Raw genomic sequence first — 13057 nt, 5'->3', positions numbered from 1 at the left:
GTGGAAGACTTGGAAACGTCTGTTCTGAAAAGAAGCTCAACAAATGCCTCATTCTACAAGCTTCCTTTGGAGGAGAGACTCAGAATTGTCAGAGAGTTCGCAGGTCTAACCTCTGAAGAGGCTCAGACTCTAGCTAATGGAACAATACCGAGCGCAACTGCTCAAAGAATGATCGAGAACGTCATCAGCGTGTTTCCTATTCCGCTAGGAATTGCTACGAACTTCCTGATAAACGGCAAAGACTACCTCGTACCTATGGCAATAGAAGAGCCATCCGTAGTCGCAGCGGCAAGCAACGCAGCCAAGATGGCACGACCAACAGGCGGCTTCACAGCGACTAGTACAGAGCCTGTAATGATCAGTCAGATCCAGATCGTGAAATGTCCGTCACCGAAAGATGCTGAAAAGACAATTCTCTCCGCAAGAAAGGAGATCCTTGAGAAAGCCAACCAACAGGACCCGACCCTAGTGTCGATGGGAGGAGGGGCAAAGGACCTCCGCGTTAGAATTCTACCAAGCCAAGTCGGAACATTGGTCATTGCAGAACTCCTGGTCGACTGCCGCGACGCCATGGGCGCCAATGTCGTCAACACTATGGCTGAAGCCGTGGCACCAATGCTTGAAAAAATCTCAAAGGGTCAAGCCCGACTGCGAATCATCTCAAACCTTGCGGACAGAAGAATCGCAAAGGCAACAACAATCGTTTCCAAGGAAGCCCTGGGGGGCGAGGACATCGTTGACGGGATTGTGGAAGCGTACGCATTTGCTGCCGCCGACCCGTACAGATGTGCAACGCATAACAAGGGAGTGATGAACGGCGTGACCGCCGTGTGCCTCGCCACCGGGAATGACACTCGGGCGATAGAGGCAGGGGCGCATTCATATGCAGCGAGATCTGGACATTACTCGCCTCTAACAACCTGGAAGAAAGACTCCAAAGGAAACCTCGTCGGAGCAATCGAGATTCCCGCTGCCGTCGGAATAATCGGCGGAGTCACCGCCGTACATCCCATGGCGAAGATATCCTTGAAAATTCTTGGCGTGAAGACAGCTCGCGGGCTAGGGGAGGTCATGGCCTCCGTGGGCTTGGCCCAGAACATGGCTGCGCTACGAGCCCTGGCAGCGGAGGGGATTCAGAAAGGACATATGTCTCTTCACGCCAGAAATATTGCCGCTATGGCCGGAGCTCAAGGAGATCTAATAGATCTAGTAGCGGACAAGATGGTCGCTGAGCGGAAAGTCCGACTTGACAGGGGCAGAGAGATCTTGTTGGAAATGTCAAAGTCAAAGGAGAGCGGCACCGCCCAGAAGAAAGCCCACAAGGCCTAACAGCATCCACAGCAGAACTTGACCCTTGACTTTCCGAATGTTCTCCGGTGTCTGATTGCCTACCAACCTGTAAGCTGAATACAGAAAGCCAGCATCAGTGATTATGATTGGAGGAAAGTATAGCCAGGAAATTTTCTCAAGAAACGGCGAGAGGAAACTGAGGAGGACCGCGACAACAAATAATCCTGCAGAGGCGAACGCCGCGGCCCCGGGTCCCCTGACCACTGCTAGGGTTCTGACCTGGCGGAGGCTGTCACCTTTGACGTCGGATATTCCCTTGGCAATTTCTCGGCCAAAGTTTGCGAGAAACGCGACAACTGAAAAGATGAAGAGCAGAGGCCTGATCGAATTCACCGCAAGCCCTCCATAGAAGAAAGGCAGGGCGACGTTGAAGCTGACAACAGCATTTCCTATCAATCCGGATTTCTTTCCCCTCGTGTTATAGTAAGCCATCAGGGCAAGAGCGAGAACCGCGGTCAGAAATGTCCATACGCCGAGTAGCGCGGAGAACCCCAGCGCGCCCACGGAGAGAACTACTGCCAATGCGGCAGCTTCTCTAGTCTTTACCATCCCGGAGGGGATTGGCCGTTGCGGACTGTTCACCTTGTCAATTTCAATATCGTAGATGTCATTCGCCACCATTGTGCCCGCCATCATAAGGGAGGCGGTCAGAAATCCGAAAACGGCCTCTCGAAGGCCCGGGAGCCTGCCGATACCTATCGCTTCACCAATGACTACGGCAAGCCCGATCATTATGGTATTGGGGGGTCGTATCAGAGTCAAATACGCGTTCAAATGAGGCGAAGTTGCACGGCTAGAGGCGTTCAGAGTTCAGTCCCTCGATCATGCTCCCGCTTTGTGATTTCCACAACATTTGGCTGTTTGGAATAAGGCTAAAAAGACTCCCGGAGCCTATGCAACTGTTCGACCAGTCTTGTCAGTCAAGAAGGAACCGACGCTTCTCGATGATCTTAACCAAGCTCTTGCCGGAGAGACTTTGGCTGCTTTTCGATATCTGTACTTGAGCAAGATAGCCAGCGGAATAAGTTCTCTTCCTCTTTCGAAGCTGTTCAAGGAAATGGCTGACGGAGAATGGGACCATGCCTCAAGATTCATGGAGAGAATCATCCAGCTCGGTGGAATACCGGTATCCAAGCCGGTTGACTGGGAAAAGAAGGCTTTCTTTTCCTATTCAGAGCCGCCGCGCAGGGGAAATGACCTTAAAGCGATGATTAAGGAAAGCCTCAAACTGGAAAGATCATCACTCGAATTCTACCAGCGACTCGCCAGCAAGACTCGAGATACCGACATGGTCACTCACAAGATGGCGATGGATGCCATGGCTGACGAGGCGCGTGAAGAGCGAAAGCTCACCGCGCTGCTGGACTGACGTCGTAGCAGAAGTTGTTTAGACCCAGCCTCGGATCTGCATAGCGTCCCGGACCTTTCCGATAGCGTAGACGTACGCTCCGGTCCTCATGTCAACGTTCTGCTCCTGACTGGTCTTCCAAACCTCGGCAAATGCCTTCTTCATTATCGCTGTTAGACGATGGTCCACTTCCTCAGCAGTCCACCACAAATGCTGGAGATTCTGCACCCATTCAAGATAGCTCGTGCTCACTCCGCCAGAGTTCGCCAGAATGTCCGGGATCAACGTGACGCCTTTCTTGAAGAGTATATCATCAGCTTCAGGCGTAGTTGGTCCGTTTGCGCCTTCAGCGACTAGCTTTGCCTTTATGCTTCGAGCATTATTTTCGGTGATAACGTCTTCCAGGGCTGCCGGAACAAGTATGTCCACTTCTAATTCGAGTAGCTCTTCATTTGAAATGGTCTCGGACCCGGGCAGATTCGCCATGCTCGGATTCTTCTTCTTGTAAGCTGCGACTTCGTTGAACCAGAGACCGGTTTTCTTGAAAATTCCACCTTTCGAGTCTGAGACTGCGACGACTTTGACTCCGGCCTCTTCAAGGAACATGTGGGCGAAGGATCCTACGTTTCCCCAACCTTGGATCGCACAAGTCGCTTTCTTCAGGTCAAGTTTGAGGTGTCTCGCCGCCTCCTCAATGGTAACAGCGACGCCCTTTCCAGTGGCTGAATCTCTTCCAAGAGAGCCTCCGATAATAATCGGCTTACCGGTCACGACCGCATTAGCGTTATTCCGATCGGTCTTGCTGTACTCATCCATGAACCAGGCCATCGTTTGAGAATCAGTGTAGACATCAGGGGCAGGTATGTCTCGGAACGGCCCCACGATCTCGCTGATTAATGAAAAGAATGTTCTTGAAAGCCTCTCGAGTTCGTGCTTGGACAAGAGTTTTGGATTAACTGTAACGCCTCCCTTCGCGCCCCCGAATGGGATACCTGCGACCGCGCACTTCCATGTCATCCACATGGACAGCGCCTTTACTTCTTCGATGGTTACGTTAGGGTGGTATCGGATTCCGCCCTTGTAGGGTCCCAGCGCGTTGTTGTGCTGGCTTCTGAATCCTTGGTAAAGGAGAATTCTTCCATCGTCCATTTTGACGGGGAAGTTTATGCTGAGAATTCTTCTAGGCTTTCGAAGAATCTCCTGAACGTTTTGATCAAGCTTCATCAGATCGGCCGCACGCTGGAACTGTTCAACGGCAATGTCGTACTGGGTTTTGTGCATGCCGAGGCTCGACGGGGCGGCTTCGTGCTTAGAAGTGGTCTCTAGCAATCAGTGTGCCTTCGAATCGAACAAGCGGCGAGAAACTTCCCATTTAGACCTTTCTTCAGAATTCAGGGAAATTCATGGTTCCAGTTTTTTTCTTGAGCAGAAAGGATTGGGAACATTGGACAAGCCTTTTTATAAAGAAACGGTGGGTTTGCTCTCTCCGTTTCGAGAAAGGAGTTTGAACTAAGACAATGTCGTCCGGAAAACCCCATCTCAACCTGATAGTAATGGGCCATGTCGACCACGGAAAGAGTACGCTAACAGGTCACCTTCTGTTCGACGCAGGATACATTGACCAGAAAACTATTGAGCAATACGCGAAGGAATCTGAAAAGACAGGTGCAGGTGATACTTTCAAGTACGCCTGGGTCCTGGACACGATCAAAGAGGAGAGGGAGAGAGGAGTTACCATCGATCTCTCTTTCCAAAAGTTCGAGACGCCGAAGAATTTCTACACTATTATAGACGCGCCCGGACACCGGGACTTCATCAAGAATATGATCACTGGTGCAAGCCAGGCAGACGTCGCAATTCTCGTCATTTCCGCTAAGAAAGGTGAATTCGAGGTCGCCGTCGGACCTGGCGGACAAGCAAGAGAACACGCATACCTCGCAAGAACTCTCGGGGTCAAGAACTTGGTCGTGGCAATTAACAAGATGGACGATCAGACTGTCAAGTATTCCGAGGAGCGATACAAAGAGGCGCGGAAAGAGCTCGAAGGATTGCTCAAGACTGTAGGCTTTGACATCACAAAGATCCCGTTCGTCCCGACCAGCGGATGGCTCGGCGACAACCTCTCGAAAAAGAGCACAAACACTCCATGGTACAAGGGAACCACCGTATTCGATGCCCTCAACGATTTCACACCGCCACCGAAGCCATTGGACAAGCCTCTGCGCGTTCCGATACAGGACGTGTATACCATCACCGGCGTTGGAACCGTCCCAGTGGGACGTGTCGAAACTGGTGTCGTTAGAGACGGTGACAAGGTCATCTTCAATCCTTCCGGAAAGATGGGCGAGGTAAAATCGATCGAGACCCATCATGTGCGTATGCCAAAGGCTGAGCCAGGAGACAACATCGGCTTCAACATCAGAGGAGTCGCAAAGAACGAGATCGGACGGGGAGAAGTCATGGGCCACACAGACAAGCCACCGACGATCGCGAAAGAGTTCATCGGACAGATCATCATAATCTACCACCCGACTGCCATCGCCGCAGGATATACCCCAGTGTTGCATGCACACACTGCCACAGTTGGTGTGACGTTCGAGGAACTCATCAAGAAAATTGACCCACGAACGGGCCAGGTGGTCGAGGAAAAGCCGAGCTTCCTAAAGGTCGGGGACAGCGCCTTAGTAAAGATGAAACCATTGCATAACATGGTCTTGGAAGCGTTCTCGGATATTCCAGAACTCGGAAGGTTTGCTATCCGAGATATGGGTAGCACCGTTGGGGTCGGCGTGGTCAAAGAGATCATCACGAAAGGCTAGCGCGACTACACAGCTTTTCTCCGAAGGCACCTTAGGCCTCTTTGACCGTTAGAAGATTTTCGGTCTGGTTGGACCCTTCTTCGGATCCAGTTCAAAAACAGTGATAGTGCGATGCAATGAGGTATTTGTCGTTGTAAGAACGCCCGAACTCGCGACTGAAGTTGGACGTGAGTTTACACCAAGGTTTTTAACCGCACCGGACCCGCCCTAACCCTTCGCTACAAAGGTTGAGAATGTAGGTATCTTGGGTTGGTTTCCAAAGCTAGAATACGCCTGTCCAGCACAGACCCCCAGGACATCAACACAATCTGCACCGAAATCCGCGACATCGCCGACAAAACAGGCGTGAAACTAAAAGGACCGATACCACTGCCCACCAAGAAACTCATCGTCCCATCAAGAAAATCGCCCGCAGGACAAGGAACGCACACTTTCGACAAGTGGGAAATGCGAATTCACAAACGCCTCATCGACGTAGATCCCAACGAGCGATTCTTGAAGAGACTCATGAGGATAAGAGCACCGGACGACGTTTTCATCGAGATAGAACTGCTCTAAAACGAATTATCTTCGAGTCTTTTTCACAGGTTGAACTTTGGGCTTCTTGAGCTTACGCAAGTAAATCGCGGAGCCTCCCAAGATGATTGCGGAGGAAAATCCCAAGGCGACATAAGGCGCCGAGGCCTCGACGATTATGATTCTTACGTGAGCGTTAACGGCGACTTGGCCATTAGAAGCAGTTAGTGCAACATAACGAGGCCCTGGTGTAGCGTTCCAGGCAGCGGAAACGCCGAAGCTAACCGTGTGGGAATTGTTGTTGAGCGTTAGATTCGATGGCGAGGACCCATAAATTTGAGCGGGGAACTGTAGCGGTTGGTCCTGGGTCACAGGAGAAAGTCCAAAAAATATTGTCATAGCGGCATGAGAGTTGACTTGGACGGGAACGTTTGCAGTGGTTCCTCTCTGGACAACAACATCGGATGAGGGACCTGAGAGAGAGAATGGAACAGGTATGCTAGCGTTCACGTATCCTATTTGACCCAATCCCCATGCTACAAACCAGACAAGGTTGTTTGGACCAGGCATGGCCCACCACATGAGCGGAGTGGAACTGCTTGGGATCACGTATTCTGTCAGAGCACCTGTCAAGGGGTCGTAGTGACCAACCCTGCCGGCAATATGCTCCGAGAACCAGATACTGTTCTTGGCGTCCACGAAAACAGCGTTCGGTAGCCCGTAGACACAGCTGTCCGGACAATAACCAATCGGAAACACCCGCCACGTAGATGTCGCAGGAGATGCCCCAGGATTGAGTACTCCAAACTGGTTGCTACCATGATCGGTAAACCAGACACCGCCGGAAGCATCGACCGCGACCTGAATTGGTGCAGACAGGTTGATAGATGCTGGAGGAGCATACTCGCTTACAGGCGGGAAAGCCTCTGGAATGAGACGGCCTATTTTCTTGGACCCGGCTTCGGCGAACCATATAGTATTCCCTTGAGCATTTACAGTGATCCCCTGAATTAGCGCGCCGCTGGTTGGAACCAGGTATGTCTGATTCGAAGGGCCACTAGGATCGTACATCGCAATGCTACTGTTCGTCCCGGACGAGCTCAGCATCGACATCCAGATTCGACCTCGCCTATCATTAGCGAGATATTGGATACTCTGGCCCTGAAAGGTAATCGCATTTGTCCGGATTCCAACATTAGTATCATAGAATGCCAAGGTCGAGTTCACAGTAAACCAAACTTTGCTTGAAGGATTCAATGGATCAGCGAGAATCGAGTTGACTATAGCATTTGTTAGATTAAGGACGCCTTTCGATGTTCCGTCGATAAAGAACTCTCTGATCTGCGATTTGGGCGGTGTGGCTATGCCTGCAACCCATATTGTCGTGTTCGTTGGGTAAACAATCCATGGGCTGGGGCTTGAGCTCGGGAGCTTGGGAAGAAGCGTAACGTAATGCTGAGGGCTAGACTGGAAAACAAATGTTGGCACCGCGGCACGTGGAGGCTGGCCATAGGAGGGACCGAGCAATGAGAGAACTGTGAGAATCGTGAAGAGTCCGACGATATATGCTGGTCTCATGAGAACACGGGCGGCCACTAGTTAGGTTACGTTCAGAAGGCCATTATTCATCGTGTAGTGAACTGTACACAGGCTGTATGTGCAATATATCCTAAATTGTCCAGTCTTGGTTGCCTGAAATTTCAGCGTCTGGTGGTTTCCCCCAACAAGCTCCAAACCAACAGGGGAGTAAGACGCGACTCCAAATCCGTGAGCTTGGGTATCATTATTGATCACGTTGAAAACTAGGGTATCGCACCGTTGAACACTAATAACGGGCCAGGGCCCTCCTTGTGATCCGCTCCCATTATAGCCAGTCAAATCTATCATGATTGTGAAGGAGCGAATTGCACCTGACACCCCGGAGCAAGGGGATGAGGGAGGCGTAAGCACTACCGCCAGGACCCCGCCAGTCGCTAGGAATGCCGCGGCAAGTCCCACGATTATCATCTCGCTAGTTCTCAACTACGGTCTTCACCCAGTTGATGTCACGAATCTTGGAATCAACCAGCGGAGACTCGGTAATAGAGCCATCGACAATACCTTCAAGAAGAGAATTCGGGGACTACCGACTAGCTCGAATTCGTCACAAGCCGTGGTAGGTGCCCATTGAATCCTTCCACGTCTCTTTTCTAGCCGTAAGTTATTGCGATGTTGTCTTTGACGCACGGCTGACCTTGCGGAGCAGCACAGAGCGTATTTTGTTGCCCGCCAGTCCCACCTGTTGGCGAAGCGTTCCGAGGAAACAGGTGATTTTGGTAGCTGGTATCATTAACCCCATTTACTGTCATTGTGATGTGATGCGTAGCGTCTACCTTGTTTGTGAATATCTGGGTTGAGTTAAAGATCGCATAATTGGCATTGTTCGTATGATGACCCCAGAGTAGGAACCAATCGCTCAACGTGTAATCCCGATTTTGATCCGTTTCGATGTGAAGTACTCCAGGCTCGTTATGAGTATGGATGGGTTGTGCACAAGAAGCATCGAACGTGTTAAGGGGTATCGGCAGGTTGGCGCCGTTTATCGTAATCGTCAAGTTGGGGTGCGAATGGTAGAGGCCTCCTCCGACACAGTGGCTTAGATAGTCAGGGAGCGGTACGGCGCTTGGCGCTGGGCGAAGGAAGATCACGGCCGCTATGATTATCGCAATTAGGGCAACCGCGATGGTAAGAGAGGTAATTGCTCTCTGGCGGCGTTTCCTCTTGACATCTCCTAGAATCTTCTGCTTGCGGGTCTGGGTCTGAGACATCAAGACAACACTTTTGCCTTGGATAGGGTTCGTTCGAGCAATAATATCTTTCCCGCGAATCTCGAGGGAACATCCCGGATATCTGCAACTTTTTCGTCGAGATCGGCGAGCCTTAAGGCATATTTGAGGAGGCTGATGAGGAGTTTCCGTCTGCGGGGGTACCAGAGTCAGGTCAAAGGTATCTGACCAGATGGGCGGGTCGCGCCTAGCACGCGCGCGCTACACTCAAGACCCAATACGGTGAGGACATCGATACGATTGATGTCTAAGCTAGAACGCGGGTGTGCTATCCCGTGGCGTAGGCCTTCGTGGGTTCGAATCCCACCCCCCGCACCAACTGATCGTGTAGTTATTGCGAACATGTCTTTCCGAGTAGAAACTAGGGAGACTCAGCGAGATGAGTTAGTGTGTCGGGGGCAGGGCTCGTCTTGACTTCTCTCCAAGTGACGATCATTACCGGAACGATCACACCTATCATGAACGCTAGAACAATCAGATTGCCAAAGTCTAGGGGAATGGTGTCTTGAATACCAGTTCGAAAGAGTAATCCGGCGATGATGAATATTATTCCACCGTAGAACAAACTGCGTGCCCCGGCTCTCGTGCCGAAGAGTTGGACTCGTTCCGGACCCCACCTCTTTGCGATTTGGAGGACGCCGCCAAACACCGAGCCGATTGCAAGCAACACGGTTAACGTGCCAAACCCAAATGCTGCTCCGGGAGCAAATCCGAGGTACGCGGCCGGCATTGCTGGAACAGCGACCAAATAGATGAAGGTAGTGAATAGCCCCGTGTCGACACCGAACCCAGCGATGAATCCATGGATCACGCACCAGTGCGTTGGAACTCGTCTTGAAACTCCTTTCTCGTCATAATGCGTTCCACCACGAGTACGCAGGAATCGGGTCAGTGGATGCCAAGATGGCAACTTTCCGCGAAGTATCAAGTATCCCGCGATAGACATGGCGATTCCGACAGCAACGTACACGAGAGCGTTCAGGCCTTCATCGAAGGCGAGATAACTAGCGAGTGCAAAGTAGACGAGCTGAGCCATTATCGCGCGTTGCAGTGTGAAGGCCGAGGCGAAGAATATGCCCGAGAGCATTCCCCCTCGCCCGGTAGCCGAGCCCACGGAGTAGCTGAATGTGATTGGCCAAGTGTGTTCGTCCGGAATGACACCGTGGAGCATTCCAAGCCCCAGAGAACCTAGCAGAAGAACGATCCATTCCGGGAGAAGAGTGGTCACAGCACGCGAGGGTTGTGATGGAATTATTAAGTATTTTCCGGAATTTAATAATCTTGATATAAGGGAATGGCCGAAAGTTATTAGCTGTAGAAGGTAAATTGAATGCCCATAGTTAGCGTCTCTCTTCCCATCGAACTCGTTGATTCTATGACTGCGATTCAGGAATCCCAAGGATTCGCCGGAAGATCCGACGTCGTGAGAACTGCAATCCGTCTCCTGCTCTCTGACTCAAAGGAGAAAGCGTCACTCACCGGCCGAGTAGCCGCAATTCTCGTAGTTACGCATGATGAATCGAACGAAGAGCCAATCACTCGATTGAAGCACGCCTACGATGATATCGTGCAAACACACATTCACAATAAGATAGGTCAAAACAACTGCTTCGAGCTGTTTCTCCTAGAAGGAGAAGGGAGGAAGGTCGCATCGATGACTAGTGCATTCCAGAAGGAGAAGAAGCTGAGAAGCGTAAGGCTGCTCGTAGTCTGAGTGAGAATTGACGAAACGGTCCCAGCTGATCAGTGAGAAAGAGATTCTTCAGACGCTGGACGAACCCGAGACTCTGCATCAATCTGACTTGATAATCGCAGTCGCACTCCTTCATCGACGGGAGAAGAGGAGAAGCGTTCGATCTTATCCTGAATGGAATAGCGCGGCGAAATATATCACTAGTAGACCGAACGCGATCAAAATGGCCATCTTGATGGATTCCTTTGAGCTTGCAGGTTGAGTGTTGTCGAAGAGCGGTCCCGCGAGTCGGATGAGAGCGTAGACCGAGGTGCCCGTGCCGAGAGCGTAGAAGAAGCTACTATCATAGGTGAGATAGTAACCCGTGGCTGCACCGAGAAGTGATGGAATCACGAATGTTACGCTCAGTAAGAGAAGGTCTCCTAGCCGACCAGCAGCTCCTTTTGCATGTTCTTTCGCGTAGACGCAATAGCACGCACCTATCATCATAGGTTCAAGCGCCTTGTGCAAGATGTAGGCCACCCCGCCTGAGTAACCTCCAAAAGCATCGAGCAATGACGTGCTTGACGTTAGGGCAGCGGTCCCCCCGAACGCGGCTCCCTCGCCGAGCCCATGAATTCCTAGTGCCGCGGCGACGAGCCATGGTATGACCAATCCATATTTTCCAATCGCTAGCTGGGGTGAAAGGATATTCCGATTTCGGTCAATTGTGAAGAAGAACAGCAAACCAATTGCAAATAATGCGGAAAGTGTAAGTTGACCGCCTCCCCCGGAGAAACCGGAGTTGACGTCGAGGCCCGCTGCTCCGCCAATCGTGTCCACGAAAAACCAGAGAAATACGCCGATTGCGAAGGCCGCCAGATACTTTGCTTTCAAGAAATTTCCGGCCATGACGATAATGAGTAGTCCTAGGAAGGCAGGAATCAAAGTGGCCGCGGTCCAAGGTAGGAAACTATCTGGGAACCCTAGCATGATTGCGCCATCTTAGCTACGAATGTTTCTAAGATTATTGGCTCAAGTTACGAACCAGACGAATCGTCCCCTGTTCGCGAGTTGAGCCACAACTTTCTTAATCAACGGGATTTACTGTGATCTAGTGCTAAATTCATCCTACTGTTAAGGTTCCATGCTACGTGCCTTGCCTTTCGACTTGGAAACCAGTACTGAGAGTGATGCCTATCGGAGATCATATATTACGAATCTTTTGAAAACGAGGCGTTCAAAACTAGTTTTGGCCGGCATTCTTGTTGTGATCGCTCTCACTGGTTTTTTCACTTCCGCATACACGTTTCATTGGTTCGGGCTTGGGACCGTTAGCTGCGCGAGTCATCCTACCAAAGCGCCAAACTCGGCTTACTTCGTCGTAGTAATGGCCGACGAAGGAATAAACATCGGATTCAACGGTAGCAAGTTCCATAGTGGCTCCTGGCCCGTGATGAATGTTACACTAGGAGCCAACGTTACGATTCATGTAGTGAACAATGACACAGTCGAGTCGCATGGCTTCGCGATAACCACCTACTTCAACAAGGGGCTCAAATTGGGCCCTGGCCAATGCAGCGATGTGACCTTCAACGCTAGCCTGTTGGGCTCGTATCGAGTCTACTGCTTCATCGAATGCTCAATCCATGTCCTAATGCAGAGCGGAGAGGTCAACGTCAACCCTTGATGGTCTCACGGAGGAGGTAGATTATTGACGTTTGGCACTGACGCAGTTGTCCATGTCCTGCTGGTCGCCTTCTCTGCGGTGGTTTTGCTGATTTCTTTGCTCGCCTACGCGAGCCGGAGAGATACTCGATACATGTTTCTCTCGCTCGCTTTCACCTTTCTTGCTCTAAGCCAAGTCGTGGAACTTATGGAGACCTTGTTTCTGTCAAACCAGTTGGTCTACATTCCGCTTACAGGGATACATTTATCCCACTTTCTAGATTTTCTAATGCTAACCAGTTTCAGTCTGGCTCTGTTGGTTCGAGGTGGAAAGACTCTTGGGAACACAAGTGAGCAGTAGAGTAAGAATCCGATTCATCGTCTCCATTCTCCCGGGAGTCCATCTCAGAGAACTCCAAAGACTGCTGGGCATGTCTTTCAACACTACACGGTATCATGTGGATAGACTGACCAAAACTGGCGAGATCATCCGAGTTGAAGATGGAGGTTACTCTCGACTATTTCCTTCAGGCATTGGTGAGGCAGAGAAAAGGATGTTTCCCCTCCTTCGAGGGGACACCGACCGCAAAATCCTTGAAAGCCTCGCTTCAGATTCCCTTCTTTCTAACAAGCAGCTTTGCGATATTACAGGACTGGCAAAGTCGACAGTAAGTGAGCACATAGCAGATCTAACGCGAGCAGGGATAGTCAAGCCGAGTCGAACAAGCGATCTTGGCGTATTCTACGAGCTGGAACAACCTGAACAGATCCGGTTGTTATTGAGGAACCAGAACCCGAATCTGCTGAAGAAGGCCAGTGACAGATTCATAGACCTGTGGGACTTCTAAGGCAGAAATGC

The 13057-nt window shown here is 51.0% G+C and carries 15 protein-coding genes and 1 tRNA gene; 9 read left to right on the top strand and 7 right to left on the bottom strand.

The genetic code is table 11. The features are described from left to right. Positions 1–9 precede the first annotated feature (9 nt). Positions 10–1329 carry a hydroxymethylglutaryl-CoA reductase, degradative gene (locus VGS11_00380; GenBank protein HEV2118556.1) on the top strand — a complete coding sequence of 440 codons (1320 nt, stop codon included), beginning with the start codon at positions 10–12 and terminating at the stop codon, positions 1327–1329. Here the strand turns inward: VGS11_00380 and VGS11_00375 are convergent. Beyond that, entirely contained in the window at positions 1285–2112 is an 828-nt protein-coding gene (locus VGS11_00375; GenBank protein HEV2118555.1) for a UbiA family prenyltransferase, read from the bottom strand. The genes VGS11_00380 and VGS11_00375 overlap by 45 nt on opposite strands. A 151-nt stretch (positions 2113–2263) precedes the next feature. Here VGS11_00375 and VGS11_00370 point away from each other — a divergent pair, with 151 nt between their 5' ends. Continuing rightward, the gene (locus VGS11_00370; GenBank protein ID HEV2118554.1) at positions 2264–2719 is read left to right on the top strand and encodes a ferritin-like domain-containing protein; all 456 of its coding nucleotides are present in this window, start codon (positions 2264–2266) and stop codon (positions 2717–2719) included. Positions 2720–2737: 18 nt separating this feature from the next. Here VGS11_00370 and VGS11_00365 read toward each other — a convergent pair whose 3' ends face one another. After that, positions 2738–3979: a Glu/Leu/Phe/Val dehydrogenase gene (locus VGS11_00365; protein HEV2118553.1), complete on the bottom strand. Its 1242-nt coding sequence runs from the start codon at positions 3977–3979 to the stop codon at positions 2738–2740. A gap of 236 nt (positions 3980–4215) precedes the next feature. Here VGS11_00365 and tuf point away from each other — a divergent pair, with 236 nt between their 5' ends. Then, entirely contained in the window at positions 4216–5517 is a 1302-nt protein-coding gene (gene tuf / locus VGS11_00360; protein ID HEV2118552.1) for a translation elongation factor EF-1 subunit alpha, read from the top strand. A 249-nt stretch (positions 5518–5766) separates the two neighbouring features. Beyond that, a complete protein-coding gene (gene rpsJ, locus VGS11_00355; protein ID HEV2118551.1) occupies positions 5767–6075 on the top strand; it encodes a 30S ribosomal protein S10 in 309 nt (102 codons plus the stop codon). Between the two features lie 6 nt (positions 6076–6081). Here rpsJ and VGS11_00350 read toward each other — a convergent pair whose 3' ends face one another. The 3 genes from VGS11_00350 to VGS11_00340 all read right to left on the bottom strand — a co-directional run bounded on the left by VGS11_00350 (position 6082) and on the right by VGS11_00340 (position 8843). Beyond that, entirely contained in the window at positions 6082–7611 is a 1530-nt protein-coding gene (locus tag VGS11_00350) for a hypothetical protein (GenBank protein HEV2118550.1), read from the bottom strand. 21 nt (positions 7612–7632) lie between these two features. Next, positions 7633–8055 (bottom strand): hypothetical protein, encoded by a 423-nt coding sequence (locus tag VGS11_00345; GenBank protein ID HEV2118549.1) that lies wholly within the window; start codon positions 8053–8055, stop codon positions 7633–7635. Positions 8056–8222: 167 nt separating this feature from the next. Next, positions 8223–8843: a hypothetical protein gene (locus tag VGS11_00340; GenBank protein HEV2118548.1), complete on the bottom strand. Its 621-nt coding sequence runs from the start codon at positions 8841–8843 to the stop codon at positions 8223–8225. Between the two features lie 149 nt (positions 8844–8992). Here VGS11_00340 and VGS11_00335 point away from each other — a divergent pair. Beyond that, positions 8993–9176: transfer RNA gene (locus VGS11_00335), tRNA-Leu, on the top strand. Positions 9177–9219: 43 nt separating this feature from the next. On the opposite strand, the gene VGS11_00330 is transcribed toward VGS11_00335, so the two are convergent. After that, positions 9220–10086 carry a hypothetical protein gene (locus VGS11_00330; GenBank protein ID HEV2118547.1) on the bottom strand — a complete coding sequence of 289 codons (867 nt, stop codon included), beginning with the start codon at positions 10084–10086 and terminating at the stop codon, positions 9220–9222. A gap of 102 nt (positions 10087–10188) precedes the next feature. On the opposite strand from VGS11_00330, the gene VGS11_00325 reads away from it, so the two are divergent. Further along, complete coding sequence (locus VGS11_00325; GenBank protein ID HEV2118546.1) at positions 10189–10572, top strand: CopG family ribbon-helix-helix protein; 384 nt, start codon at positions 10189–10191, stop codon at positions 10570–10572. Positions 10573–10716: 144 nt separating this feature from the next. On the opposite strand, the gene VGS11_00320 is transcribed toward VGS11_00325, so the two are convergent. Further along, positions 10717–11523 carry a hypothetical protein gene (locus tag VGS11_00320; GenBank protein ID HEV2118545.1) on the bottom strand — a complete coding sequence of 269 codons (807 nt, stop codon included), beginning with the start codon at positions 11521–11523 and terminating at the stop codon, positions 10717–10719. A 259-nt stretch (positions 11524–11782) separates the two neighbouring features. Between VGS11_00320 and VGS11_00315 the strand changes: the two genes are divergently transcribed. Genes VGS11_00315 through VGS11_00305 form a run of 3 tightly spaced genes read left to right on the top strand, consistent with a single transcriptional unit; the run spans position 11783 to position 13046 of the window. Next, positions 11783–12220 carry a hypothetical protein gene (locus VGS11_00315; protein ID HEV2118544.1) on the top strand — a complete coding sequence of 146 codons (438 nt, stop codon included), beginning with the start codon at positions 11783–11785 and terminating at the stop codon, positions 12218–12220. A gap of 24 nt (positions 12221–12244) precedes the next feature. Further along, complete coding sequence (locus tag VGS11_00310) at positions 12245–12559, top strand: hypothetical protein (GenBank protein HEV2118543.1); 315 nt, start codon at positions 12245–12247, stop codon at positions 12557–12559. Continuing rightward, a complete protein-coding gene (locus VGS11_00305; protein HEV2118542.1) occupies positions 12549–13046 on the top strand; it encodes a winged helix-turn-helix transcriptional regulator in 498 nt (165 codons plus the stop codon). The genes VGS11_00310 and VGS11_00305 overlap by 11 nt, the downstream gene beginning before the upstream one ends. The last annotated feature ends 11 nt before the right edge of the window (positions 13047–13057 follow it).

Source organism: Candidatus Bathyarchaeia archaeon, assembly GCA_035935655.1.
Taxonomy (GTDB): domain Archaea; phylum Thermoproteota; class Bathyarchaeia; order 40CM-2-53-6; family 40CM-2-53-6; genus 40CM-2-53-6.
The sequence above is the reverse complement of the archived record's forward strand: the minus strand, read 5'-3'. Positions and strand labels throughout refer to the sequence as shown.

Coding starts and splice junctions, on each gene's coding strand:
- VGS11_00365 (HEV2118553.1), bottom strand. CDS start 3,979: ATGCACAAAACCCAGTACGACATTGCCGTTGAACAGTTCCAGCGTGCG.
- tuf (HEV2118552.1), top strand. CDS start 4,216: ATGTCGTCCGGAAAACCCCATCTCAACCTGATAGTAATGGGCCATGTC.
- VGS11_00350 (HEV2118550.1), bottom strand. CDS start 7,611: ATGAGACCAGCATATATCGTCGGACTCTTCACGATTCTCACAGTTCTC.
- VGS11_00325 (HEV2118546.1), top strand. CDS start 10,189: ATGCCCATAGTTAGCGTCTCTCTTCCCATCGAACTCGTTGATTCTATG.
- VGS11_00320 (HEV2118545.1), bottom strand. CDS start 11,523: ATGCTAGGGTTCCCAGATAGTTTCCTACCTTGGACCGCGGCCACTTTG.